This is a genomic window from Methanobacterium spitsbergense, from assembly GCF_019931065.1.
GTDB classification, from domain to species: Archaea; Methanobacteriota; Methanobacteria; order Methanobacteriales; family Methanobacteriaceae; genus Methanobacterium_B; species Methanobacterium_B spitsbergense.
On record NZ_JAIOUQ010000003.1, the window covers coordinates 626,616 to 653,249 of the forward strand.

Sequence of the window (26,634 nt, forward strand, 5' to 3'; positions counted from 1 at the left end):
AATTAGATGGAATCATAATTTAACATAAAAAATTTATGACTTTATACAAAGTTTATTGATGGTCTTAATTTATGGAGATGAGAAATATGGATAAAACGAATCAAAATCGTTTTATGAAATACTTGAGAACTGACAGACTTCCTAACATTTTCTGTGCAGGATGTGGGAATGGAATTATCATGAACACATTTTTCAATGCCATAGAGCTAGCTAAACTTGATTTTGATAATCTTGCTCTTGTGTCTGGAATTGGATGTTCATCTAGAGTTCCTGGGTATATCAAGTGTGATTCAATGCACACAACACATGGACGCCCAATAGCATTTGCAACTGGTCTAAAACTTGCGAATCCCGAACTTGATGTTGTTGTGTTTACTGGGGATGGTGATGCAGCAGCTATAGGTGGAAATCATTTAATACATGGTTCCAGAAGGAATATAGACATCACTGTTATTTGTATAAATAATAGTATATATGGAATGACAGGTGGTCAGATAAGTCCAACCTCTCCAACTGGAAGTTATGGAAGCACAGCACCATTTGGTGCTATTGAAAAACCATTTAATTTAGCAGAACTTACCAAAGCTGCAGGTGCTACCTATGTTGCACGATGGACAACAGCCCATCCAGTGCAGCTTTCAAATGCAATTAAAAAAGGATTCAACAATAAAGGATTTTCTTTTATTGAGGCAGTTTCACAATGCCCTACATATTTTGGGCGTAAAAATAAGATGAAAACTGCGGTATCAATGATGCAGTGGATGAAGGATCAATCTATACTAAAAAGACAGGCAGACAAACTTGAAATAGCGGAATTAGAGGGTAAACTTATCATTGGAGAATTCCAAAATAAAGATGAGCCAGAATACACTGAAAAGATTTGTAAACTTCTTGAAGCTAAATGTAAAACAGGAAAGCCTTCTTCAATTAGATCAGCATACCAGGGGGAGTGAAATGCGTAAAGATATTAGAATAGCAGGTTTCGGTGGTCAGGGGATCATACTAGCAGGAATCGTTATTGGAAAAGCGGCAGCACTACACGATGGTATACATGCGGTTCAAACACAGTCTTATGGTCCAGAAGCCAGAGGTGGTGCTTCAAGAACAGAAGTCGTTGTTAGTGATGAGGAAGTGGATTATCCTAAGGTACAAAATCCGGATATATTTGTTGCCATGTCACAAACAGCATTAACTGCATATCTTGATGATCTTAAAGATGGCGGTACTTTAATTGTAGATCCTGACATGATATCCGAGGAAGAAATATTGCCATTTGTAGAGAAACACAAAATAAAGCTTTATAAAGCTCCAGCAACTAAAACCGCATCAGAAGAAATAGGAATAAAAATAGTTGCTAATATTGTTATGATTGGGGCTATAACAAAAATAACAAAGGTAGTATCTGAAGAGGCTGCAAGGGCATCTATAGCTGAAAGCGTTCCACCAGGAACAGAGAAAAAAAACCTGGCAGCATTTGAAGCAGGTTTAAAACTAGCTGATTAGGAGGTTAAATGTGAAGATTCATGAATATATAGCGAAGGACGTATTCAAGGGTGAAGGAATACCAGTACCTAATAACAAGATGGTAACAAATCCTGAAGATGCCAGAAAAGCTGCTATTGAGATTAAAAAACCTGTTGCAATCAAATCACAGGTTCTTGTGGGTGGTAGGGGAAAGGCAGGAGGAATAAAGTTTGCTGAAATACCCGATGATGTGTACGATAAAACCAAAAAAATTCTTGGTTCAATAATCAAGGATGAATTAGTAGAAATGGTGTTGATCGAGGAAAAAATTGAAATTTTATCTGAGTATTATTTAAGCGTTGTCCTAGATAGATCAGCAAAAAAACCACTTATAATGGCAAGCATGTCTGGTGGTGTTGATATTGAGGAAGTTGCAAGTGAAACACCTGAGAAAATAGTTAAATATTACTTGAATCCTCTGAATGAATTTTTACCTTATCAAGGAAGGGAAATTGCTATTAAAATGGGTGTTCCAAACCCTCTTATTTCAAAGATAGGTATGGTTATTTGGAAGCTCTTCAATGTTTTTCAGAAATATGATGCAACCATAGCCGAAATAAATCCTCTTGTTGTGACTGCAAATGGCGTAATTGCAGCAGATGCAAAACTTGATATCGATGATGATGCTCTTTACAGGCAAAAAGAACTGGTTGAACTTGAAAATGTAACAAAGGACGAATTTGCATATGTAAAGCTCGATGGGAACATTGCGGTAATTGGGAACGGTGCTGGATTAACCTTGAGTGGAATGGATATGCTGAAACTTTATGGAGGAGAACCAGCCACATTTCTGGATATAGGTGGCGGATCTTCGAGAGAAAATATAGCAAAAGCATTGAACATTGTAATATCTGATCCTGATGTTAAAACAGTATTTTTAAATGTACTTGGAGGAATAACAAGGGCAGATGATGTTGCAAGAGGGGTATTGGATGTTTTAAACGCTTCTAAGCGTAAAGTTCCTCTGGTCATACGGTTGACTGGTACCAATGAGGAAGAAGGTCAGAAAATACTCAAAGAAGCTGGTGTTTCGTATGAAACATCCATGGAAGCTGCTGCAAAAAAAGCTGTCGAGCTTTGCAAAGATATTAAATAACTTTTTTTATATTTCTATTCTTTATTCAAAAAAAACATTAAAATTAAAATAATTCAAGTGTATCATTAATTAATATTCCCCTAATTAAATTAAGATAAATTTCATTTTGTGTATAATTATACAATGAATTTTAAATATTCGCTTAGCTTTGTGATCATTATGTTTTTAGAAATGTTTTGGTGTTGGTAAGATATCACTTTTAATACCATAATTTTTATTAATTTTTTATTAGTAATTCGCTTTAAAATATTGAAACTTAATTAAAAAAAGAAATTATTCAAAATTCAGATATTTCTTTTAATACTTAGTATATGGGCCATCACAAGCGCTGAAAGGAATATATAAACTAGCATGGCGATTCCATTAAATGTTCTATTGAACAAGAAAAGTGCAATTATACTTTGTGATAAGAACGCAGTTAAAGCACCTATCAAAAGAGCTTCTCGACCTAAATACATTCTACTTCCATTTTTACGTTTACTTCGGTAATTTCTTAGTATGTAAAATCCAGTCAATGTAACAATCATGATCCATACCATAAGTGCTAAAAGACCACCATATCCAAAATCAAATGCAACTCCGAAAATTCCTGGAAGCATGTAATCGATAGCATCTTTTTTTACCACTAAAACACCGGCAAATAATGGAAATGGAAGCGTGAAAAAGTTTATCAGGTTCATGGGCATGGAAATATAACCATCAGAACCTCCAAGACACTGGGCTCCCCAGAAACATGAGCCCTGAACATGTCCCCAAAATGTTGTATTTTTTATGACCATGGTCAAACTGGGCATAGCAAATTCTTCAATCCGGGATATCCTTAAGAGAGGGCTTAGTATTGGAGCATTGAGTATTTTAGAAAGAATTTCCAAAATTCCAAAACCAGCTAAACCTGCACCCATAACTAATAAAATTCTTTTTAAAGTTATAGTAGATGTCCTTCTGAAACTTTTAGACATTATTAACGTGCCAACAAACCATCCAAGTAACCATAACAATAAAAAGGATCGATGCATTATCCCGCCAGCAACTGCTATTACAAAGAAGAGTATAATTGAAAGAGTCTTTATGGATGATGATTTAATATCTACCTCAGTTAATAAACTGGCTGAAGCAGAAAGTGTTACCCAAGAGAAAACTGCCAATGGACCAAATGGATGTGTAAACTCATGATGCGATACAAATGGAAGGAAAAGAAAAGCAGTGTCAATACTGAAGATTCCTGCAAGTACAACAGTTAACATTAATGCAAGAAACAAAACTAAACTAAGTGGAATTGCTATAACATTAAAGATAAGCAGCATACCAACATGCACCATTATTACAACTTCTAAAATGAACTGAAGATGATTTTCTGCTATCAACATGTTATCACTATGATCTCTATATATTTATACTGAATTTAGAGTAATTTCATTTATTCTCTGGCATTACTTGATTAAAATATTCGTTTATCGAGGATATAAATTCAAATTCACTGTCCAGATACAAGACTACTCAAATAATTGAAGATACTTTGAAGGTAGTTCATTATCTGTTCAATAATTCCACCAGATTGAGTTGCCTGAGTTGTAACACTCTGAAGTTTATTTTTGAAATCAGTTAAACTTGACTGGGCCTGCTGAGAATTTGCAAGTGAATTTGCAATCTGCTGTGCCTGTTGGTCTGATAAATTGATATTCATGCTGTTAGCTATATTAATTACTATTACCTTAATCTGAGCAGGATCCTGAAGATTCTGATTTTGAACCTGGTCCATTGCCTTAGAGAATAAGTCTGCTATTTTATCTGGACTTTGTCCTGTTTGATTTACAATTTGTGTCTCAGTGTAAAGTTCCTCTGTGGCTGCTTTTTTGGCTTGATCTGGTATGGGGGCTCCTACAGCTACTTCATATGATTCAAGTACACCTGCAAGGGCAGCTTCTCCAGATGCTGAAATAGGGGACGATACAACTACATATCCGTTATTTATTCCCGTTGATTTTAATGCATTGGCATACATTTTAGGTGTAACAACTGTTATTTTGCTACTGTCAACAACCACGTTAATACCTTGACTGTAGCTTAGATCAACCATTGCACAGGAAAAGATTTGGCTTGATGGGTAGGTTCTTCCGGTTATGTTCATAGATATTGCATTAACTTCAGAGGCCGTAACAACCTTGGAAGTAGCATCACTAACATTTTTGCTTGTCTTAGACTGGAAATAAGTGTTCATAGAATTTTTCCAATCCGCATTAGTATAAGTTGTTTCTCCATAGGTTATTGCAAAACCTGAAACACCATAAATCGGACTTATTATCATTATTAAGAGAATCAATCCAAGTGCCAACTTCTTCATAACTATCACCATCATATCTTTCCATTGATTATGTTGAATTTACTATTAAATCTTCTTCATACTATGATCCATATCCTAATTAAAGTTATTGTTTTAAACCTTTTAAAAGCCTCTGAATTTCCTTCAAACTATAGAAGTTTAATTAATTGAACTTTAAAAAGAATGTAACTTAAACATTCTTTGTTTATGATTTTTCACATGATAAATTGTTATGTTCTATGTTTATTTCTTCGTAATAGAACATATATTCAGGCTAGTAGGACTACTCTACTCTCAGATGCACTGTTCACAATTTCACGGTCGCATAACTTTGCAATAGATTCTGCGAAGATTTGAACATCATTTAATGAGGGCATATTTTCCAGCACCAGTCTATCCCTAGAACTTCCTACGTACATATAAGCTTTGATCTCAATAAAATCAGGGTTGCTCCTTTTGATAATATTGGCATATTCTTTAGGGTTTTTCATATTATAATCTTTAACACATGTTGTCCTCAGCACTTTTCTGCAGTCAAAGCTTGATAAAAGGTTCAATGATTTGTTTAAACGTTCCCATCCTCCTGAAATTTGAGGCTGGCACACTTCATTGTACACTTCTTTATTAGGGGCATCTAATGATATATAGAGCTGTGTGGGTTCCTTTTCAAGGTTTTCAAGTTTAGAGGGGGTCATTCCATTGGTTACAAGAAATGTTGTAAAATCCCTGCGAATAAACTCAGATATTAAATCATTTATACGGGGATAAAGCATCGGTTCCCCTGCAAGAGATATTGCAGCATTTTTTGGTTCCTGAGATTCTTTAAGTTTTTTCTTATTTGCTAGTGAGTTACCAAAGAAACCACATAATAAATTTCTCTGTGCATCTATACAATCATCGATAATAACCTTAGGTTCATCAAAATCTTCATCCCACTCTGTTTTGGTAATGGAAATATCTCTCCAGCAAAATGAGCATTTTTGATGACAAAATGGAATGCTAGGGGACATTTGAAGGCACCTATGACTTTCAATCCCATAAAATTTTTCTTTGTAACATACTCCTTCATCTAGAAGACTTTTTTTGGTCCAGTGACATACCTTGGCTGCTGCATGTTTCAAATCTCCTGCGAATCTGTATCCTTTTTTTTCAAGGGCTTTTATTTGAATTTCTGTGAGTGTCATTTATGATCGGTTTGATAATATTTTTTTTTACATTTCAAATTCAAAATTTTTAAATTATTTCAATTTACATTTATTACCTCTTATCTCATGTATATAATATACCTAAAATTAGATTGGAATAAATAATAATTCAAATCTAATCAATATGTTTCATGATACTCCAACTATGTCTATTTTTTTAATAATTAAGTTTAAAAAGTCTTAAAGACATATTTCTTTAAAAATCTGATTCATTTGGATGTAAACTATAATATAACTCAAAAATAATACCACAATATTTTTATATCCCCTGATAAAGAAAGAAGATTAGAACTATTATGTGCTTTTTTTGGAGGTAAACAATGAATAAAATAAAGAGAACTCCAATAGTGATTTTAAATTTTAAAACCTACTTGGAATCTACTGGAAAAAATGCTTTAAAATTAGCTATAGCTTCTGAATTGGTGGCAGAAGAGACTGGTGTAAATATGGTTGTTGCACCTCAAAGCCCTGATATATATTCCATATCTAATGAAGTTAAAATTCCTGTTTTTGCACAGCATGTTGATGCAGTTAATTCTGGGGGACATACTGGAAGCACACTGGTTGAATGCGTTGAGGAAGCAGGAGCAGTTGGTAGTCTCATAAACCACTCAGAACAGAGAATGAAATTGGCGGATATTGATGTGGTTGTGAAAAAAACAATGGAAAAAAATATGGTTAGTGTTTTATGTACCAACAACATTGAAACAAGTGCAGCTGCAGCAACATTAAAACCAGATTTTGTAGCAATAGAACCTCCTGAACTAATTGGATCTGGAATTCCTGTTTCGAAGGCAGAACCGGAAATAGTTGAGGGTACAGTGGATATTATACATGAAATAAATCCTAAAATTGGTGTCCTATGTGGAGCAGGTATATCTACAGGAGATGATATGAAGGCTGCTCTTGATTTGGGTGCAGAGGGAGTTCTACTTGCATCGGGCATAATCCTTGCAGAGGATCCTAAAGAAGCTTTGTTAAATCTTGTTAGTAAAATATAATGGAATATTAGTTAATGCCATAATGGGCCAAAATAATGAATAACAGTTACCATAATAAGACGGTGAACAGATGGCGCTTGATTTTTACACAATAGATGATTTTGCTCTGGATAATAAAACAGTTCTTGTAAGGGTCGATATTAATTCGCCAGTTGATCCTAGTACAGGTCTCATATTAGATGATACAAGAATTAGACTTCATGCTGAAACCATCGGGGAGCTTTCAAATAGGGGTGCAAAAACAGTTGTTCTGGCACATCAAAGCAGACCTGGTAAAAAAGATTTCACAACACTTAAACAGCATGCAGAATCCCTTTCGAAGATATTGAATCACAAAGTTGAATATGTTGATGATATTTTTGGGAGTAATGCAAGAAATTCAATATCAAAAATGAAAAGAAGAGATATTCTTCTTTTGGAAAATGTGCGTTTTTACTCCGAAGAGATATTAACGAGGGAACCCAAACTCCAATCAGAAACACATATGGTTCAGAAGTTATCACCCCTAGCAGATTATTTTGTAAACGATGCATTTGCTGCAGCGCACAGATCTCAACCTTCATTGGTTGGTTTTGCATTTATGCTGCCATCAGCTGCCGGAAGGGTAATGGAAAGAGAGCTTAAAGCCCTTTATAATGCAATGGATAATGTTCAAAGGCCATGCGTTTATATTTTAGGTGGAGTTAAAGTTGATGACTCTATAATGGTCATGGAAAATGTCTTAGAAAATGGAAGTGCAGACTACATCTTGACCACTGGTCTTGTTGCCAACATATTCTTATGGGGTTCTGGTATAAACATAGGGAAGTACAATAAAAGCTTTATTAAAAATAGAGGGTACTGTGAATATGTTAAAAAATCTAAAAAACTCTTAAAAAATTATCGGGATAAAATAATAATACCAAAGGATGTTGCAGTATGTATGGGAGATAAAAGAGTTGAATTTTCAGTTGATGATATACCCAACCACCCCATCTATGATATAGGTACAGATACAATAACAGAATATGCAGGATATATAAGGAAAGCAGAGACATTATTTGCAAATGGACCCGCTGGAGTTTTTGAGAAGGAAGATTTCAATATAGGCACAGATGATATACTAAATGCTATAGCATCATCACATGCATTTTCAATTATTGGTGGAGGCCACCTTGCAGCTGCTGCAAATCAGATGGGTCTTTCAAAGGGAATAAGTCATATTAGTAGTGGAGGAGGAGCTTCAATTAATCTTCTTGCTGGTGAGAATTTACCGGTGGTTGAAGTGTTAATGGAGCGTGCATGCAGAAAAATTTAAAATCATATCTAAAATTGTTTAATAACATAAACGGGACCTGTCCCTGTTTTAATATCATATTTTTGTACAGCTAAAAATTTTAGAATAGTATATTAAGGGGAACGATATTATATGGGATGGTATATTAATTGAAGGAATTCAATTGATGTAAATTCTGTTAATGTTAAAAAATGTTTAAAAAAAAACATTAATGAAAATCTAAAAATCATTAAACCCAAAACTATTTAAGTTAATATTCCATATACCTAAAAATGCCTCGGTAGCTCAGTCTGGTGGAGCGCGAGACTTGTAATCTCGTGGTCGGGGGTTCAATTCCCTCCCGGGGCTCTAAGCCGATTTAATTAGAGGCTTATAATTTATTCATTTGGGACCATAGGGTAGCTTGGTCGATCCTTTGGGCTTTGGGAGCCTGAGACTCCGGTTCAAATCCGGGTGGTCCCATTCATTATCCCGCCTTAGCTCAATTTGGCAGAGCATCGGACTGTAGATCCGAGGGTTGCTGGTTCAAGTCCGGCAGGCGGGATTTTGTTATTAATCAACTGTTAGTAAGATATATTCGCATATATCGAGAAGAGAGGAGACACACATACAAAAGTTTATATACTATCAAACAAAAACTTTGTTAAAGGAAAAGTATTTAAGCATGCATAGGTATAACTCCTTATACTCTCATTCTTTAGAGCTGCCCTGGTGGTGTAGGGGCTATCATGCAGGCCTGTCGAGCCTGCGACTCGGGTTCAAATCCCGGCCAGGGCGTTGATTGTGGGCCCGTAGCTCAGTCTGGGAGAGCGCTCGGCTTTTAACCGAGTGGCCGCGGGTTCAATTCCCGTCGGGCCCGTTCTTAATTTTTAACTGGAGGATATATTGTGAAAAAAGATATTTTAAAACACAAATTGGTTCCAGATCATACTATTTTGTCAGAAACAGAAGCTAAAAAAGTAGTGAAAGATTTGAAGGTTCATCCTGAACAGCTACCAAAGATAAAAGTTGATGATCCCGTTGCTAAAGCTATTGAAGCTAAGCCTGGAGATATTCTTCAAATAACGAGAAAAAGCCACACTGCTGGAAGATTCGTTACATATCGATTGGTATTAGAATAGTTGGTATGGAATTTGTTAAACTAATTATGTTAATTGAAAAATTTGAATAGATCTAGAATTGTTTTTTGGAGGAATTTAAATCGAATTGTTTTTTGGAGGAATTTAATGGTAAAAAATGCATGGGAACTAGTTGATGCATTTTTTGATGAATACAACTTGGTAGACCACCACATCAAATCCTACAACGACTTTGTCAATCACAGAATACAGGATATAATTGATATAACAGAGCCAATTGTCCTGGAACAAGGCGAATACACTATAAAGACGGGGAATGTTGAGATCAGGAAGCCTTTTATTAAAGAGGCAGATGGATCAAACAGTAAAATATTTCCTACAGAGGCCAGACTTAGAAACCTGACATATTCTGCACACATGTACCTTGAAATGGCCCTCACTAAAAAAGGTGATGAGGAACAAGACATGGAGAAAGTTTACATTGGTGAACTACCTGTGATGTTGAAATCAAATATATGCCATCTCAATGGACTAGGTGAAGAAGAAATTGATGATGTTGGTGAAGATCCGCAGGATCCTGGAGGATATTTCATAGTGAATGGTTCAGAAAGGGCCATTGTAACAATGGAAGAAATTGCCCCCAACAAGATCATTCTTGAGAGAATAGGTGAGAAAGAGGATAGGCGTGCAAGGGCAATAGTGACATCGATAAAAAGTGGATTTAGGGCTCGTATAACCCTTGAATACAGAAAACCACGTAAAAAAGGTGTTTTTTTAAGAATTTCATTCCCTTACGTACCTGGAGAAATCCCTCTGGTTGTTCTTTTAAGAGCACTAGGATTTGAAACAGATCAGGATCTTGTTACAAGTGTTTCAGATGAGAATGATATACAATTCCTTCTAATAGATGATATACAGACCTCAGAAATAATGACACAGTACGATGCAATCAAATACATTGGAAACAGGGTTGCAAAAGGTATGACAGAGGAGTATAGAATCAAACGAGCAGAGGATGTTATAGACAAATATTTACTCCCTCATATTGGTGTTGAACCAGAAAAAAGAGCTGAAAAGGCGACTTATCTGGCTGAAATGACAGAGATGCTTCTCCAAGTTGTATTTGAAAAAAGGGAACCACATGATAAGGACCATTACGCTAATAAGAGACTTAGGGTATCTGGAGATTTAATGGAAGACCTTTTCAGAGTAGCATTTACCAGTTTAACAAGAGATATGACTTATCAGCTTGAGAGAAGTCTTGCAAGAGGTAAAGAACCATCTGTAAAACAAGCTGTTCGTTCAGATGTGTTAACTGAAAACATAAAACATGCAATTGCCACGGGAAACTGGGTTGGAGGACGCGCTGGTGTAAGCCAGCTACTCGATAGAACAAGTTACATGGGAACATTATCACATTTAAAAAGGGTTGTATCTCCATTAAGTAGGAGTCAACCGCACTTTGAAGCTCGTGATTTGCATCCAACACAGTTCGGTAAAATATGCCCCAATGAAACACCTGAGGGCCCTAACTGTGGACTGGTGAAGAACCTTGCAATACTTGCCAAGATATCAGAGGGTTCAGATCCAGAGGAACTTGAAGCTGTAATTAAAAAGATGGGAGTTATAAACCCTGTACAAACTTTATAAACCAATTAATGATAATCCAAAGGATAATCAATTTTGTTGGAAATTGGAGTTTGTTGAGAAAGTTAAAACGCAAAAAATAGAATTTAAGCGTTATAAACCATTAAATTCTCTTCAAACCCGGAAATCCTTTTTGGGGGCAAATTCGTGAAAAAATCCAAAATATATATTAACGGTAAGATCATCGGGACTTGTGATGATCCAGAAGACTTTGTAATGTCCATGAGGGAAAAACGAAGATCTGGTGAAGTATCCCCCGAGATGAACATAACCCACTACCATGAAACAGACGAAATATACCTGTTCACAGATCCAGGAAGAACTAGAAGACCACTAATAATTGTGGATGAAGGTGAATCAAAACTCACAGAAGAACATATTGTGAAGCTTCAAGAGGGAGAACTTGACTGGGACGGTCTTATAAATCAAGGAATCATCGAGTACATGGATGCAGAAGAGGAAGAAAATTCTTACATAGCCATGTTCCCGAACGAAATCAACGAGTACCATACACATCTAGAAATAGATCCATCCACAATGCTCGGAATATGCGCAGGAATCATTCCATTTGCAAACCATAACTCATCACCAAGGAATACAATGGAAGCAGGTATGACGAAACAGGCTCTAGGGCTTTACGTTTCAAACTACAACATGAGAACAGATACACGTGCTCATTTACTTCACCATCCTCAGGTGCCACTGGTCAAAACCAGAAGTATGGATGCAACTAAATATGATAAACGTCCATCAGGACAAAACTTCGTTGTTGCAGTTATGTCTTACGAGGGCTACAATATGGAAGATGCCCTCATACTGAACAAAGCATCACTAGAGAGAGGACTTGCAAGATCATCATTTTTCAGGTCATATGAAGCCTCAGAAAGACGTTATCCTGGAGGACAGGAAGACAAGTTTGAAGTACCAGAGAACATAGTTCGGGGCTACAGATCAGAAGAAGTTTACAGACACCTGGATGAGGATGGAATAGTAAACCCTGAAGTAGAAGTTAAATCTGGAGATGTTTTAATCGGTAAAACATCACCACCAAGGTTCCTTGAAGAGATAGACGAATTCGGAACAGTTGCAGAAAGAAGACGTGAAACATCTATAACTGTAAGACACGGAGAACATGGAGTTGTAGATGCCGTACTCTTAACAGAAACTGTAGAAGGAAGTAAACTCGCAAAAATAAGGATTCGAGATCAGAGACAGCCAGAATTTGGTGATAAATTCGCATCAAGACACGGACAAAAAGGAGTTGTTGGACTTATAGTTTCACAGGAAAATATGCCCTTCACAGAAGAAGGAGTAGTTCCTGATTTAATAATTAACCCACACGCAATTCCATCAAGGATGTCAGTTGGGCAAGTTATTGAAATGATAGCAGGCAAAGCAGGGACCATGGAAGGAACCAGAATGGATGGTACTCCCTTCGGTGGTCAACAGGAATCCGAGATAATGGAACTCCTGAAGAAAAATGGTTTTGAAACAGCAGGACGTGAATCACTTTACAATGGAATAACCGGTGAAAGATTAGAATCCGAAATATTCGTTGGAGTCGCATTTTACCAGAAACTGCACCATATGACTGCTGACAAAGTTTATGCAAGATCCAGAGGACCTGTACAAGTTTTAACAAGACAACCAACAGAAGGAAGAGCAAGAGAAGGTGGTTTAAGATTTGGAGAGATGGAAAGAGACTGTCTCATTGCACACGGAGCAGCATTAGCACTCAAAGAAAGACTGCTGGACGAATCCGACAAATACGAAGCATTAGTATGCCAAGACTGTGGAATGATAGCCATATACGACAGAATAAGAGATAAAAAATACTGTGCAATATGTGGAGAATCAGAAACATTCCCAGTTGAGATTTCATATGCATTCAAACTTTTACTCGACGAACTCAAGAGCCTTTGTATATTCCCAAAATTAGTTCTTGAAGATAAAGCATAGGGGCGAACAAAAGCGGATATGATGCTGGAATTAAGAATAAAAGCCCATAAACGCACATAATAATAAGGAGAGAATGAGCTTGAAAGGAATTTTAAAAAAGATTTCCCAAATCAACTTTGGTCTTATGTCTCCAGAGAACATAAGAAAAATGTCCGTTACCAAAATTGTAACACCAGACACCTACGATGAGGACGGATATCCAATAGAAGCTGGACTCATGGACCCAAGGTTGGGAGTTATTGACCCAGGTCTTAGATGTAGATCCTGTGGATCAAAGGGTGGAGATTGTCAAGGACACTTTGGACATATAAATCTAGCAAGACCAGTTATACATGTTGGTTTTGCAGACACAATTCATAAAGTACTTAGATCAACTTGCAAAGACTGTGGACGTGTTCTCTTAACAGAATCTGAAATGGTAGATTACAGGGAAAAGATAGAGAATCACCTCAAAAATGAGGAGAGCATAACAGCAATTATTAAAGAAATTTACACTGTTGCAAGAAGAGATAAATGCCCTCACTGTGCAGAAGAACAGGAAGATGTCAAAATTGATAAACCAGTTTCAATAGTTGAAGGAAACTATAAACTCACTGCAAGTGAGGTAAGGGAAAGGTTAGAAACCATTCCTGATGATGAGTATATATTCGTTGGAATAAATCGTGATATTGCGAAACCCGAATGGATGGTTTTAACTGTACTTCCAGTTCCACCAGTAACTGTGAGGCCTTCAATAACACTTGAAACAGGGGAAAGATCTGAAGATGATCTAACCCACAAGCTTGTTGATATTTTAAGGATCAACCAGAGACTTAAAGAGAACATGGAAGCAGGAGCACCACAACTGATAGTTGAAGATCTCTGGGAACTTTTACAGTACCATGTTACAACTTACTTTGATAATGAAGCATCTGGTGTGCCACCTGCTAGACATCGTTCAGGAAGGCCACTTAAAACACTTGCACAACGTTTAAAAGGTAAAGAAGGACGTTTCAGAAGTAATTTATCCGGTAAAAGGGTAAATTTCTCTGCAAGAACAGTTATATCTCCAGATCCAAACATCAGTATAAATGAGGTAGGAGTTCCGGAGATGATTGCCACAGAAGTTACTGTACCAGTTTTTGTAACTGAATGGAATATGGATGCAATGAAGAAGTTCATTATGAACGGTCCAAAAAAGCATCCTGGAGCTAATTATGTTATACGACCAGATGAAAGGAAGATAAGGGTGTATGACGAGACCAAGGAAACTGTTATCGAAAAATTGGAACCTGGTTTCATAGTAGAAAGACATCTAATGGATGGAGATGTAGTTTTATTCAATAGGCAACCTTCTCTCCACAGGATGTCAATGATGGCCCATGAAGTTAAAGTTTTACCCTACAAAACATTCAGATTGAATTTATGTGTATGTCCACCATACAATGCTGATTTTGATGGGGATGAAATGAACATGCACGTATTCCAGACAGAAGAATCCCGTGCAGAGGCCAAGTCCCTTATGAGGGTTCAGGAACACATACTCTCCCCAAGATTTGGAGGACCTATCATAGGTGGAATACACGATCATATATCTGGCGCATATCTTCTAACAAGAGAAGGTTCAAACTTCTCAGAAGAAGATGTATTCCAAATGGTTAAACATGCAAGAATGCCATTACCAAAACCAACAGGTGAAGAGTGGACTGGAAAACAGGTTTTTAGCCTGCTGCTTCCAAAGGATCTGAACATGGTTTACAAGGCAGAGATATGCAGAAAATGTGATGAATGCCTTAAACAGGAATGTAAAAATGATGCATATGTTGTTATTGAAAATGGACAGATTAGATCGGGAGCCATGGATGAAAAAGCATATGGTGCATTTTCAGGTAAGATACTTGATTCCATAGTCAAGGAGTATGGTACAGACAAGGCACGTGAATTCCTTGATGCATCAACAAAACTTGCAATATCTGGAATAATGAAAAGGGGTTTCACAACCAGTACCGCAGACGAAGAAATACCAAGGGAAGCCAAGGACCGTATAGAGGAGTTATTGGCAAATGCAGAGGCAAAGGTTGAAAAACTTATCGATGCATACCATAATGAAGAACTAGAAGCCCTCCCTGGCCGAAGTCTGAGGGAAACACTCGAAATGAAGATAATGCAGGTACTTGGTGAAGCAAGGGACAAGTCTGGTGAAATAGCAGAAAGTTACTTTGGAATGGAGAACCATGCAGTTATAATGGCACTTACAGGTGCTAGAGGATCAATGTTGAACCTGACCCAGATTGCAGCATGTGTAGGTCAGCAGTCTGTTCGTGGTGGGCGTATAGAGAGAGGTTACAGTAAACGTACCTTACCTCATTTCCAAGTTGGAGAATTAGGTGCAAAGGCAAGTGGATTTGTTCACTCAAGCTACAAAAAAGGCCTGGACCCACTAGAATTTTTCTTCCATGCAATGGGAGGAAGGGAAGGACTTGTGGATACAGCTATACGTACTGCACAGAGTGGTTACATGCAACGAAGACTTGTTAATGCCCTCCAGGATCTGAATGTACAACCAGATGGAACTGTGAGGGACAACAGGGGAGTTATCATCCAAACAGAATATGGTGAAGATGGTATAGACCCTGCAAAAAGTGACTATGGTAAAGTTGCAGATATAGACAGGATGATCGATGAAATGAGAATAAAATCCAAGGTTAAATAACCAAAGGATTCATCGCATCCACTTTTATTTAATGAATTATTTGATATTATTTGATTGGGACGTAATTTAGGATCAGGTGGTTTTGTGGACATAGAGAAGGTAGAAAAGGTTGTTAAGAAGAAAAGGACCAAATTTCCTGAAAAACTTATTTATGAAATAGCTGAAGCAGCCGAAAGACATGAATTAAATGACAAGGAATTAGATGAACTTGTTAAGGAAATTAAAAAGGCAAACCAGCGTGCAGGTGTCGAAAATGGAGAAGCAGTTGGTACTGTTGCTGCACAGTCTGTTGGGGAGCCTGGTACTCAGATGACCATGCGTACTTTTCACTATGCAGGTGTTGCAGAGCTGAATGTTACATTGGGACTGCCGCGTCTAATAGAAATTGTTGACGCCAGAAAGAAGATATCAACTCCAACAATGGGAATATACTTCGATGAAGAGTACAGTGCAGACGAAGAATTCGTAAGGCGAATAGCCAATCGTATTGGTAAAATTGTCTTAAATGATATTCTAAAGGATTTTAACGTCAATTATGCAAATATGAACCTTTCCATCGAGATCGATGAAGCCAAGGTTGAAGATAAAAGACTAGACCATGACGAGATCATAGCCAAGATAGAAAAAGCTTTTAAGAAAGTAGAAATAGATAAGAACCTACTCAGTTTTGAACCTACGATTTCTGATCCTAAACATGCAATAAGAGAATTAAGACTTTTAGCTGATAAGGTCCGCGATCTCCAGATAAGTGGTGTTAAAAACATCGGGAAGGTTGTGATCAGGAAAGAAGGTGCAGAATGGGCTATACACACTGAAGGTTCAAATCTTGGAGCCGTCCTCAAAATGGAAGGTGTTAATAAGACTAGAACAAGCACTAATGACATCCATGAGGTAGAGAAGGTTTTAGGAGTAGAGGCAGCGCGAAATGCAATCATACATGAAGCACAGAGTACAATGGAAGAACAGGGACTTACAGTTGATGTAAGGCATATAATGCTGGTTGCAGATATGATGACTGCTGATGGTAAGGTAAAATCCATTGGAAGACACGGTATAAGCGGTGAAAAGGCCAGTGTTCTTGCAAGAGCTTCTTTTGAAGAAACAGGTAAACACCTTTTAAGAGCCAGTATTAGGGGAGAAATTGATCACCTCACTGGTATAATTGAAAATATTATAATAGGGCAGCCAATACCACTGGGAACAGGGTCTGTTGGCGTCATTATGAAAGAGAAGAAATAGGAGGCAGTAGATGGATATAGATAGAGGAATAAGAGTTGCTGTAGATACAGGTAATGTTATACTAGGATCTGATAAATCAATTCAGGAGCTGAAGCTTGGAAAGGGTAAGCTCGTGATACTTGCAGGTAACTGTCCTAAAGATATAAGGGAAGATGTTGAGCAGTATTCAGAATTATCAGATATCACTGTTTACAATTATGATGGTACAAGTGTGGATCTTGGATCTGTATGTGGTAAACCATTCACAGTTGCAACGTTAATTATTAAGGATCCTGGTGACTCCACTATATTAGAGATTATGGGGTAGTTTCTGTGACTATAAAATTTTCAACCAATGAAATAAGGTACATTGCACTGTTTGAAAGTATGACCGGTGCAATGGTAAAGGACCTTTTAGTTGATGATGAAAATGGTAAATTAACCTTCCTTGTTAAAAAGGGAGATATGGGACTTGCCATTGGAAAAAGAGGCAGTACTGTTGCCAAGGTTCAAAAAACAGTTGACAAGGGTGTTGAGGTTATTGAACACTCTGATGATCAAGTTGAATTCATAGGTAATCTCATGGCTCCGGCCAAGATCAGAAGTATAAGAATACTTCAGAAGGAAAATGGGGAGAAGATTGCCACTCTTGAAACAGATTCAAGAAATAAAAGAACTGCTATTGGGAAGGGTGGCCAAAATATTGAACGAGCCAGACTCTTGGCCAAGAGACAGCATAATATAAATAACATTATTATAAAATAGTGAAGAACGAAGAAAAAGATGATTCAAATCATAGTATTCAAATATAATAAATGTTACTCGTTGATTATCATCGAATGATATTATATTAAATAATCATAAATTGAATATCTGATAACTTTAATTAAATTGTAATATTTACAAGGAGGAATTTCATTTGCCAGGACTTTTCGCAGCAAAAAAGCTTAAAAAGAATAGACAAAATTTCAGGTGGAAGGATGTGGAATATAAGAGGAAAGCTCTTAGATTAGATGTAAAAGCAGATCCACTTGAAGGCGCACCCCAAGCTAGAGGAATCGTTATTGAAAAAGTAGGTGTAGAGGCAAAACAGCCAAACTCTGCTATAAGGAAATGTGTACGTGTCCAGCTTATAAAAAATGGTAAACAATTAACAGCCTTCGCTCCAGGAGACGGTGCAATAGGTTTCATTGATGAACATGACGAAGTCATGATCGAGGGAATCGGAGGGCCTTCAGGAAGGTCTATGGGTGATATCCCTGGTGTTAGATGGAAGGTTACAAAAGTTAACAACGTATCATTACAACAAATGGTTATAGGTAGAATAGAAAAACCTGTAAGATAAAAGTGAGGTAATTTTAATGAGTTTTAAGGTCTTCGATAAATGGGATTTAGAAGAGGTGAAGGTAGAGGACTTAGGTCTTGTAAACTACATTTGCCTTGACGAAATTCTGGTTCCGCACACCCTAGGAAGGCATGTTAAAAGGCAGTTCGCAAAATCCAAAGTTTCCATAGTTGAAAGACTCATGAACAAAATCATGAGAACACAGAGAAACTCTGGGAAAAAGAACAAGTCTTACAACATAGTTAAAGGGGCATTGGATATTATAAACCAGAGGTCAAAAAAGAACCCTATTCAGGTTCTAGTGAAAGCGGTAGAAAACACTTCTCCACGTGAAGAAACAACCAGAATAAAGTATGGTGGAATAGGATATCAAGTTGCAGTGGATATAGCACCACAGAGAAGGGTTGATCTGGCTGTTGGATTCTTAACAAGAGGCGCTCTACAATCATCATTCAAAAGGAAACGATCTGTAGAAGAATGTCTTGCTGATGAACTTCTTTTTGCTGCAGAGTACGATACAAGAAGCTTTGCAATCGGAAAGAAGGAAGAAAAAGAGAGAATTGCAAGATCTGCCCACTAATATTAAATGATTACAAATTTTGGTTACTAGGTGATTTTGGTGAGTAGACGTACTAAAATGATTAATAAGATTAAGGAATTGATGTACACTCCTAAGTATATAAGGAACATCGGTATTGTAGCCCATATTGACCATGGGAAAACTACACTATCTGACAACCTCCTGGCTGGAGCTGGCATGATCTCTAGAGAACTTGCAGGTGATCAGCGGTTTCTGGACTTTGATGACCAGGAACAAGCAAGAGGAATTACCATAGATGCAGCAAACGTTTCAATGGTCCACAAGTACAGGGAAGATGAGTACCTAATAAACCTCATAGACACACCTGGTCACGTTGACTTCGGTGGAGATGTTACAAGGGCAATGAGAGCTGTTGACGGTGCAGTTGTTGTTATATGTGCAGTTGAAGGTATAATGCCACAGACAGAAACTGTTCTGCGTCAGGCTTTAAAAGAAAATGTTCGGCCTGTTTTATTCATAAACAAGGTTGATCGTCTTATAAACGAGCTCAAACTTGAGGGAGATGAATTACAGAACAGGTTCCTTAAGATAATAGCCAGTGCTAATAAGCTCATAAAAAATATGGCTCCAGAGCAGTTCAAGAAGGAATGGCTTGCAAGAGTTGAGGATGGAAGTGTTGCATTTGGTTCAGCATATCATAATTGGGCTATAAATGTTCCAATGATGCAGAAAACAGGTATAACATTTAACGATATTCGTGAAGCTTGTCGAGACGACAAACAGAAGGACTTAGCAGACAAAGTCCCTATACACGATGTACTTTTAGGGATGGTTGTGGACCACCTTCCAAGTCCTGATGTCTCCCAGAGATACAGGGTGCCAAGTATATGGAATGGTGATATAGAATCTGTTGAAGGGCAGGGTATGATTAACACCGACCCAGATTCACCACTTGCTGTGATGATCACAAACGTAAGCATAGACAAACATGCAGGTGAAATTGCAACTGGAAGGGTTTATGGTGGAACCATAGAAAAAGGATCTGAAATATATTTCGTAGGATCCCATGGAAAAGCCAGAATCCAACAAGTAGGAGTTTACATGGGCCCAGAACGTATTAACACAGATAAAGTTCCTGCAGGAAACATAGTCGCTATAACCGGTGCAAAGAATGCTATGGCTGGTGAAACAGTAACCAACCTTGGAACAGTCATCGATCCCTTTGAAGGTATTGAACACATATCTGAACCAGTTGTTACGGTTGCAGTCGAAGCCAAAAGCACCAAAGACCTTCCAAAACTCATAGAAGTTTTAAGACAAATTGGAAAGGAAGATCCAACTGTGAGAGTTGAGATTAACGAAGAAACAGGCGAACACCTCATATCCGGTATGGGTGAACTTCACCTTGAGATCATAACCTACCGTATAGATGAAAAAGGTGTGGAAATCGAGACTTCAGAACCAATCGTTGTGTACAGGGAAACTATTGCCGGAAAAGCAGGCCCTGTCGAAGGAAAATCTCCGAACAAGCACAACAGGTATTATATTGACATAGAACCTTTATCCGACGAACTTTTCAATGCCATTCAGGACGGAAAGATCAAAGAAGGCCGTGTTAAAAAGAAAGAAAACACTTCAACCTTCACGGAGTATGGTCTTCCCAAGGACGAGGCCAAAAAGGTATGGGATGTTTACAAAAGATCTCTCTTTATCAATATGACACGTGGTATCCAGTACCTGGATGAGATAAAAGAACTTCTACTCGAAGGATTTGAAAGTGCACTTGATGATGGGCCAATAGCCAGAGAGAAGGTTATGGGACTTAAAATAACACTCAAAGACGCTAAAATTCACGAGGATGCTGTTCACAGGGGTCCTGCTCAGGTTTTACCCGCAATAAGGAAAGCTGTGTACGGTGCAATCATGCTGGCTAACCCAACACTATTGGAGCCAATACAAAAAGTATTTATCAACGTTCCACAAGACTATATGGGTGCAGCAACTAGGGAAATACAGAACAGAAGAGGACAGATAGTGGACATGTCACAAGAAGGAGACATGGCTACATTGGAATCAACTGTACCTGTTGCTGAAATGTTCGGATTCGCAGGAGATATAAGATCTGCTGCTGAAGGTCGATGTCTCTGGTCAACAGAGAGTGCTGGCTTTGTAAGATTGCCTCCTGAACTTCAGAAGACAATTATAAGAGAGATAAGAGCTAGGAAAGGATTAACTCCAGAGCCTTACGGACCAGACCATTACATAGGCTGATCAAAAATTAATGAATAAAACTAATAAAATTATACAAATGTTAAATGGAGGTATATTTTATGGCTAAACAAAAAGAACATATGAACTTAGCGTTTATTGGACACGTAGACCATGGTAAATCAACACTTGTCGGACACATTCTCTTACAATCAGGAGCTATAGCTGAACAGCAGCTCTCAGAAGGTGAAAACAAGTTTAGATTTGTTATGGACAAGCTCCAAGAAGAAAGAGAAAGAGGGGTTACAATCGACCTTGCACACGCAAAATTCGATACTCCTAAATATGAATTCACAATTGTGGACTGTCCCGGTCACAGGGATTTCGTTAAAAACATGATTACCGGTGCATCACAAGCAGACGCAGCCGTATTAGTAGTTGCAATTGACGATGGTGTAATGCCACAGACCAAAGAACATGCTTTCCTTGCAAGAACTCTAGGTATCAACCAATTAATCATTGCAATAAACAAAATGGATCTTGTAAAATACGATGAAGAAAAATTCAACGAACTCAAAGAAGAAGTATCTGCTTTAATCAAAACAGTAGCATACAAACCAAAAGATATCAACTTCATACCAATCTCTGCATTCCAGGGAGACAACATCACAACATCATCTGAAAACACACCATGGTACAAGGGACCATCACTTGTTGAATCCCTTGCTGAACTCAAAGCTCCAGAAAAACCAACACAGCTACCATTAAGGGTACCTGTTCAGGATGTTTACTCAATCACTGGTGTCGGAACTGTCCCAGTGGGAAGAGTAGAAACTGGAATAATGAAAAAAGGTGACAACATCATATTTGAACCTCCGGGCTCAACTGGAGAAGTAAAAACTATCGAAATGCACCACGAAATGCTTGATCAAGCAGAACCAGGTGACAACGTAGGTTTCAACGTCAGAGGTGTTGGTAAAAACGACATCAGAAGAGGAGACGTAGCTGGACATACATCAAATGCACCAACAGTTGCAAAAGAGTTCACAGCACAGATCGTTGTACTACAGCACCCAGGTGTTATCACCGTTGGATACACACCTGTATTCCACTGTCACACAGCACAGGTTGCATGTACCTTTATGGAACTCCAGAAAAAATTGGACCCAGCAACAGGTCAGACAAAAGAAGAAAACCCAGATTTCCTTAAAACTGGTGACGCAGCATTTGTTGTTGTCAGACCAACAAAACCTATGGTAATCGAAAAGATCAAGGAAATTCCACACATGGGAAGATTCGCTATAAGGGACATGGGTCAAACAGTGGCAGCTGGAATGTGTATTGATATCGTACCAGCGAAGTAATTTACAGATAATAACTGAAGGTAATATTAAACCTTCTTTTTATTTTTATGGAGGATTGGAATGCACAAAGCCAGAATAAAACTCACAGGTACAGATCCTGAGAAACTTGCATATGTATGTGATCAGCTCAAAAGAATAGCAGAGAGAACAGGCGTGGACCTATCCGGACCAATACCATTGCCAACCAAAAAACTTGTGGTGCCAACCCGTAAATCTCCAGATGGAGAGGGAAAAGCAACATGGGAAAAATGGGAGCTCCGAATCCACAAGAGACTTGTTGGGATTGAAGCAGATGAACGTGCAATGCGTCAAGTCATGAAGGTCAATGTACCAGACAACGTGAGCATAGAAATCGAATTAAAAAGCTAATATAGCTTAACCCCTTTTTTATATCATGCCGGGATAGCCTAGCCAGGGAAGGCGCAGGACTTGAGATCCTGTGGAGTTTGACTCCACCTGGGTTCAAATCCCAGTCCCGGCGTTCAAACCCTTACAAAGTTTGATATAATAAATTTTTATATTCTATTTTAAATTTTTAAATTACCAATTCATATCACACCTAGAGAGGATGCTCGATGAGTTACACCCAAATATCAACTTTCATAAAAACAATAACAGGAATCACAATAGGTAAAATACAATTCAAAAGAGATGAAATCAATAAAACTGTACAAATGTTAGATGGCCATAGATTCACTGTATTTAGACATGTAATAAAAAAATCAAAAAATCAGAAAGGGCAAAAACCAGCAGTATTATGTGTCAGATTTCATGTAAACGGAATGTCACCCGAAAGAAACATAAAATATTCACTTTTGCCAATGTTATTTATACTTGGTCTTCCCGGATTCAGGGAAAAATATTGGATGATAAATAGAAGAAACGGAGATTTCCAGGGATTATATGAATGGAACAGTGTTGAACAAGCTGAAAAATATGTCAATTCTTTTGCAATGAATTTTATGGCTAAAAGATCCATTCCAGGTTCTGTTTCATATGAGATAATTCCAGAAATTGGTCTTGCTGATCATCTAAGACATTTAGAACTATAAAAACATCAATAATTTATTATAATTTATTTCTATTTTTTAAATTCTATATACTATTTATTAGGAAACTCTCTAAAAATTCTCAGTTCAATTATTTTAAGTAAAAAATAATTTATGGCTTCAAATCCAAATATAAACATAATACTTTTTGGAGGGTGATCATGAGGTCAATATGGTCGGGATATTTATCGTTTGGTTCAATTCTCATACCTGTCCGTCAATATGCTGCAAGTGGAACTCTTCATGTCAGTTTTCACCAAGTTCATAAGACTGATTGTGGAAGAGTTCGTTATAAAAAGGTGTGTGAAAAGGATGGTGAGGAACTCAATCCTGAAGATATAATAAAAGCATATATTGTTGGGGGTGAATGTCTTAAATTCACTGACGAGGAATTAGATTCTCTCAAACCATTTTCAACAAAAATTATGGAAATATTAGGTTTCTGCAACATAAAAGAAATCCCTATGGAAGCACTGAACAAACCATATTATCTAGGTACAGATTCTCCAAAGAAGGGAGGGGCAGGTAAAAGTTTTCTTCTTTTAAAAGAATCAATGAATAAAAGCAATAAAGTAGCGGTAGTTAAGTGGGTGTCAAGAACCAACGAGTATCTTGGAATGTTACAACCATATGAAAAAGGTTTACTCCTAAAACAGCTTTTATATCATGAACAAGTAAAGCCAATAGAAGAAGTTGAAGTATTAGATGCAGAAGTTGAAGATGACTTGGTTGATAAGGGCGTTAAGGCTATTGAAAAGATGACATTCAAGTTTGATTGGTCAAAATACACAGAAACATACACTCAAGAGGTTAAGGAACTTGTTGAAAGGAAATTCATAGGTGAAGAAGTGGTAGTGGGTGAATTCAAAGTACCCGAAACCCGTTCAATTGAAGCTGAATTAGAAAAGATGCTGGAAGAATAGAAAATGGTGATTTATAATGCCCAACATGATTGAACCCATGCTGGCAACCCTAACAAATCCAACGAATTTGAAATTAACTGGTACTTGGATTATCGAACCAAAATATGATGGTGAGAGGATAATAGCTGTCCGTTATGGTGATAAAATAGATTTATGGACCCGTAGAAATATTCAGGCAACCTATAAATTTCCTGAAATAGTAAAAGCATTGAAAAAAGAAGTTGATGGGGATAAATGGATACTTGATGGTGAAATGACTGTTAAAGGAGGTTTTAGACAGTTATTAAACAGAAATGTTGAAGATAGATTTAAAATTAGTTTACTATCACGAAAGATCCCAGCAACATTCAATATTTTTGATATATTACAATATGAAAAAGATGATCTAATAAACAGGCCTCTTATGGAGCGTAAAAGCATATTAATGAAGGTGGTACATCCAGAAAACTACATAGAAATTGTTCCATTTAAAGAAGTAGATAAACCAGATAATCAATTTCAAGATTATTTAAAACAGGGTTATGAAGGGGCAGTTATCAAGAATTTAGATTCTAAATATGAACCTGGAAAAAGATCAGATAATTGGTTGAAGATTAAAAAAGGAGACACAGTAGATGTATGTATAATAGGAGCCACTAAAAGCACGAGTAGTATACCATTTGGTGCTCTTTTAATGGAAAAGAATGGAAAATATTTTGGTAGGGTTGGGACAGGCTTCAGTGACCAAGATAGAAAGGATATATTAAAACTTCTTAAGGAAAATCAAGCACCTCTCCAAATAACAGTACCTCCTGATGTGGAACCAGAAATATTAATCACATCTAAACCTCTTTTAGCAGAGATCAAGATGCAAGAGATGATCAAAAGATCTCCCCGAGCTCCTGTATGGGTCAGATTTAGATGGGAATAATTTTAAAAAAAAATAGAGTAATTTAAATATGTTAATTTTTACTCAAGTCATTCTTTTTAAAGTAACAACAACTATCTGTGGAGGTGCAAAAAATCTCACCGGCGCCCATACCATACCAATACCATTGCTTATTATCATTGTATCATTGCCCAATTTTGTAACGCCACTAAGATGCTTTTGTTCATATTGAGATTTTATAAATGGAGCATAAAGTCCAAATAAAGTAATTTGCCCGCCATGAGTATGTCCTGCAAATACCAGATCAACCCTTGATTTTGAAACTTTTGGAAAATAGTCCGGTTTATGAGTAACCAATATAACAAAGTCTTCAGGAGTTATATCTTGTAGTATAGGAAGTTGGTTTGGAACATCTGTGTCCATATCTGCTACTCCTCCCACTCTGATCCTAGAAGAATTAGTGCCTATCCATGCACCATTATTCCCAATATATGTGATGCCTGCATTTTGCATAGCATGAATTGATACATTTTTAGGGTCATTATTTCCTAACACACCATAAACCCCTAAAGGTGCCTTTAATTTTGATAAGGATAAAAAAACAGGTCCAACTGCCGAAGAGTCAGAAGTAACATAATCACCACCAAGGAGGATCATATCTGGCTTTAACTCATTGGTCTGGTTTACAATGCTGTCTACTCTTTCTTTACTAAAAAATGAACCATAATGAATATCTGTTAAAAAAACTATATGCTTTCCATCAAATTCTGGTGGAATCTGACTTGATTCAATTGTGATTTCTTTGGTTTGAATGAGATAAGGTTCAACAAAGGAGTAGGCACCAAAAAATATCCCTAGAATTACAATAATTAAAATTAATTTTTTTAACATTTTAGCATCCTTTCATATATTTTAATAAAATAATTTAAATTTAGAATATTATTTTTCTAAAAAAAAGTCTAATAAAATTGGAATTTAATTTATTTTCCCCAATGCTATCTTTTTCATTATATTTTATAGTAAATAAATGGTTGGTTGACTATGGATATTTTAAAATATGTTAGTGCTCAAATTTATTTTAAGTTTTTGTTAGCCTATTTTCCAATAATATGTTTTAAATCTAATTTAAACACCAAAATCTTTGAGAAAATAATTCAAGATTTGTAATAAAGATGTTCAAAATAATAATCACCTTTCTATAATAGCCCAACATTAAATTTTGAAACTCCTTAATATTTTTTTTAACCTAAATAAAAGTCTAAAATTACAAATAAGAAGTGATACAAAGCCGATCTAATTTGGGTGTGATTTAGGCATAG

General features: G+C 37.0%; 24 protein-coding genes and 6 tRNA genes. 26 read left to right on the top strand and 4 right to left on the bottom strand.

All coding sequences use genetic code 11. The features are described 5' to 3' along the window. Positions 1–86: 86 nt before the first annotated feature. From K8N75_RS04365 to sucC, 3 genes are read left to right on the top strand one after another with little or no spacing between them, the layout of a single operon-like run. Positions 87–953: a 2-oxoacid:ferredoxin oxidoreductase subunit beta gene (locus tag K8N75_RS04365; RefSeq protein ID WP_223790889.1), complete on the top strand. Its 867-nt coding sequence runs from the start codon at positions 87–89 to the stop codon at positions 951–953. Position 954: 1 nt separating this feature from the next. Next, a complete protein-coding gene (locus K8N75_RS04370) occupies positions 955–1,503 on the top strand; it encodes a 2-oxoacid:ferredoxin oxidoreductase subunit gamma (RefSeq protein WP_223790890.1) in 549 nt (182 codons plus the stop codon). A gap of 10 nt (positions 1,504–1,513) precedes the next feature. After that, entirely contained in the window at positions 1,514–2,620 is a 1,107-nt protein-coding gene (gene sucC, locus K8N75_RS04375; protein WP_223790891.1) for an ADP-forming succinate--CoA ligase subunit beta, read from the top strand. A 284-nt stretch (positions 2,621–2,904) separates the two neighbouring features. Here sucC and K8N75_RS04380 read toward each other — a convergent pair whose 3' ends face one another. The 3 genes from K8N75_RS04380 to twy1 all read right to left on the bottom strand — a co-directional run bounded on the left by K8N75_RS04380 (position 2,905) and on the right by twy1 (position 6,124). Then, the gene (locus K8N75_RS04380) at positions 2,905–3,987 is read right to left on the bottom strand and encodes a hypothetical protein (RefSeq protein ID WP_223790892.1); all 1,083 of its coding nucleotides are present in this window, start codon (positions 3,985–3,987) and stop codon (positions 2,905–2,907) included. Positions 3,988–4,094: 107 nt separating this feature from the next. Continuing rightward, a complete protein-coding gene (locus K8N75_RS04385) occupies positions 4,095–4,961 on the bottom strand; it encodes a DUF1002 domain-containing protein (RefSeq protein ID WP_223790893.1) in 867 nt (288 codons plus the stop codon). A gap of 248 nt (positions 4,962–5,209) precedes the next feature. After that, on the bottom strand, positions 5,210–6,124 hold the full coding sequence (gene twy1, locus K8N75_RS04390) for a 4-demethylwyosine synthase TYW1 (protein ID WP_223790894.1): 915 nt from the start codon (positions 6,122–6,124) through the stop codon (positions 5,210–5,212). Between the two features lie 341 nt (positions 6,125–6,465). Between twy1 and tpiA the strand changes: the two genes are divergently transcribed. From tpiA to K8N75_RS04505, 23 genes are all read left to right on the top strand, one after another. After that, a complete protein-coding gene (gene tpiA, locus K8N75_RS04395; RefSeq protein WP_223790895.1) occupies positions 6,466–7,146 on the top strand; it encodes a triose-phosphate isomerase in 681 nt (226 codons plus the stop codon). Positions 7,147–7,216: 70 nt separating this feature from the next. Continuing rightward, entirely contained in the window at positions 7,217–8,443 is a 1,227-nt protein-coding gene (locus K8N75_RS04400; RefSeq protein WP_223790896.1) for a phosphoglycerate kinase, read from the top strand. Between the two features lie 253 nt (positions 8,444–8,696). Next, a tRNA-Thr gene (locus K8N75_RS04405) sits at positions 8,697–8,770 on the top strand. Positions 8,771–8,809: 39 nt separating this feature from the next. After that, positions 8,810–8,884: transfer RNA gene (locus K8N75_RS04410), tRNA-Pro, on the top strand. A gap of 8 nt (positions 8,885–8,892) precedes the next feature. Continuing rightward, positions 8,893–8,966, top strand: a tRNA-Tyr gene (locus K8N75_RS04415). Positions 8,967–9,127: 161 nt separating this feature from the next. Beyond that, positions 9,128–9,199 (top strand) — tRNA-Asp (locus K8N75_RS04420). A gap of 8 nt (positions 9,200–9,207) precedes the next feature. Next, positions 9,208–9,281, top strand: a tRNA-Lys gene (locus K8N75_RS04425). Positions 9,282–9,309: 28 nt separating this feature from the next. Continuing rightward, positions 9,310–9,543 carry a DNA-directed RNA polymerase subunit H gene (locus tag K8N75_RS04430; protein WP_223790897.1) on the top strand — a complete coding sequence of 78 codons (234 nt, stop codon included), beginning with the start codon at positions 9,310–9,312 and terminating at the stop codon, positions 9,541–9,543. Positions 9,544–9,648: 105 nt separating this feature from the next. Next, on the top strand, positions 9,649–11,151 hold the full coding sequence (locus tag K8N75_RS04435; RefSeq protein ID WP_223790898.1) for a DNA-directed RNA polymerase subunit B'': 1,503 nt from the start codon (positions 9,649–9,651) through the stop codon (positions 11,149–11,151). A gap of 144 nt (positions 11,152–11,295) precedes the next feature. Then, a complete protein-coding gene (gene rpoB / locus K8N75_RS04440) occupies positions 11,296–13,107 on the top strand; it encodes a DNA-directed RNA polymerase subunit B (RefSeq protein WP_223790899.1) in 1,812 nt (603 codons plus the stop codon). 79 nt (positions 13,108–13,186) lie between these two features. Further along, positions 13,187–15,799 carry a DNA-directed RNA polymerase subunit A' gene (locus tag K8N75_RS04445; protein ID WP_048189782.1) on the top strand — a complete coding sequence of 871 codons (2,613 nt, stop codon included), beginning with the start codon at positions 13,187–13,189 and terminating at the stop codon, positions 15,797–15,799. Between the two features lie 84 nt (positions 15,800–15,883). After that, positions 15,884–17,038, top strand: a complete 1,155-nt coding sequence (gene rpoA2, locus K8N75_RS04450; RefSeq protein ID WP_048189783.1) for a DNA-directed RNA polymerase subunit A'' — start codon at positions 15,884–15,886, stop codon at positions 17,036–17,038. Between the two features lie 10 nt (positions 17,039–17,048). Next, entirely contained in the window at positions 17,049–17,345 is a 297-nt protein-coding gene (locus K8N75_RS04455; protein WP_048189784.1) for a 50S ribosomal protein L30e, read from the top strand. Between the two features lie 5 nt (positions 17,346–17,350). Next, the gene (locus K8N75_RS04460; protein WP_048189785.1) at positions 17,351–17,782 is read left to right on the top strand and encodes a NusA-like transcription termination signal-binding factor; all 432 of its coding nucleotides are present in this window, start codon (positions 17,351–17,353) and stop codon (positions 17,780–17,782) included. A gap of 154 nt (positions 17,783–17,936) precedes the next feature. After that, positions 17,937–18,362, top strand: a complete 426-nt coding sequence (locus K8N75_RS04465) for a 30S ribosomal protein S12 (RefSeq protein ID WP_223790900.1) — start codon at positions 17,937–17,939, stop codon at positions 18,360–18,362. A 16-nt stretch (positions 18,363–18,378) separates the two neighbouring features. Then, positions 18,379–18,942, top strand: a complete 564-nt coding sequence (locus K8N75_RS04470) for a 30S ribosomal protein S7 (RefSeq protein ID WP_223790901.1) — start codon at positions 18,379–18,381, stop codon at positions 18,940–18,942. A 39-nt stretch (positions 18,943–18,981) separates the two neighbouring features. Further along, positions 18,982–21,174, top strand: coding sequence for an elongation factor EF-2 (locus tag K8N75_RS04475; protein ID WP_223790902.1), 2,193 nt, complete (start codon positions 18,982–18,984; stop codon positions 21,172–21,174). A 59-nt stretch (positions 21,175–21,233) separates the two neighbouring features. Further along, on the top strand, positions 21,234–22,475 hold the full coding sequence (gene tuf / locus K8N75_RS04480; RefSeq protein WP_048189789.1) for a translation elongation factor EF-1 subunit alpha: 1,242 nt from the start codon (positions 21,234–21,236) through the stop codon (positions 22,473–22,475). A 60-nt stretch (positions 22,476–22,535) separates the two neighbouring features. Then, positions 22,536–22,844, top strand: a complete 309-nt coding sequence (gene rpsJ / locus K8N75_RS04485; protein WP_013645952.1) for a 30S ribosomal protein S10 — start codon at positions 22,536–22,538, stop codon at positions 22,842–22,844. Positions 22,845–22,871: 27 nt separating this feature from the next. Then, positions 22,872–22,956 (top strand) — tRNA-Ser (locus K8N75_RS04490). A 94-nt stretch (positions 22,957–23,050) separates the two neighbouring features. Then, a complete protein-coding gene (locus K8N75_RS04495) occupies positions 23,051–23,527 on the top strand; it encodes a YdhR family protein (RefSeq protein WP_223790903.1) in 477 nt (158 codons plus the stop codon). 158 nt (positions 23,528–23,685) lie between these two features. Further along, positions 23,686–24,447 (top strand): non-homologous end joining protein Ku, encoded by a 762-nt coding sequence (gene ku, locus K8N75_RS04500; protein ID WP_223790904.1) that lies wholly within the window; start codon positions 23,686–23,688, stop codon positions 24,445–24,447. A gap of 16 nt (positions 24,448–24,463) precedes the next feature. Further along, positions 24,464–25,357: an ATP-dependent DNA ligase gene (locus tag K8N75_RS04505; protein WP_223790905.1), complete on the top strand. Its 894-nt coding sequence runs from the start codon at positions 24,464–24,466 to the stop codon at positions 25,355–25,357. Positions 25,358–25,399: 42 nt separating this feature from the next. On the opposite strand, the gene K8N75_RS04510 is transcribed toward K8N75_RS04505, so the two are convergent. Beyond that, entirely contained in the window at positions 25,400–26,206 is an 807-nt protein-coding gene (locus tag K8N75_RS04510) for a metallophosphoesterase (protein WP_223790906.1), read from the bottom strand. Between the last annotated feature and the right edge of the window lie 428 nt (positions 26,207–26,634).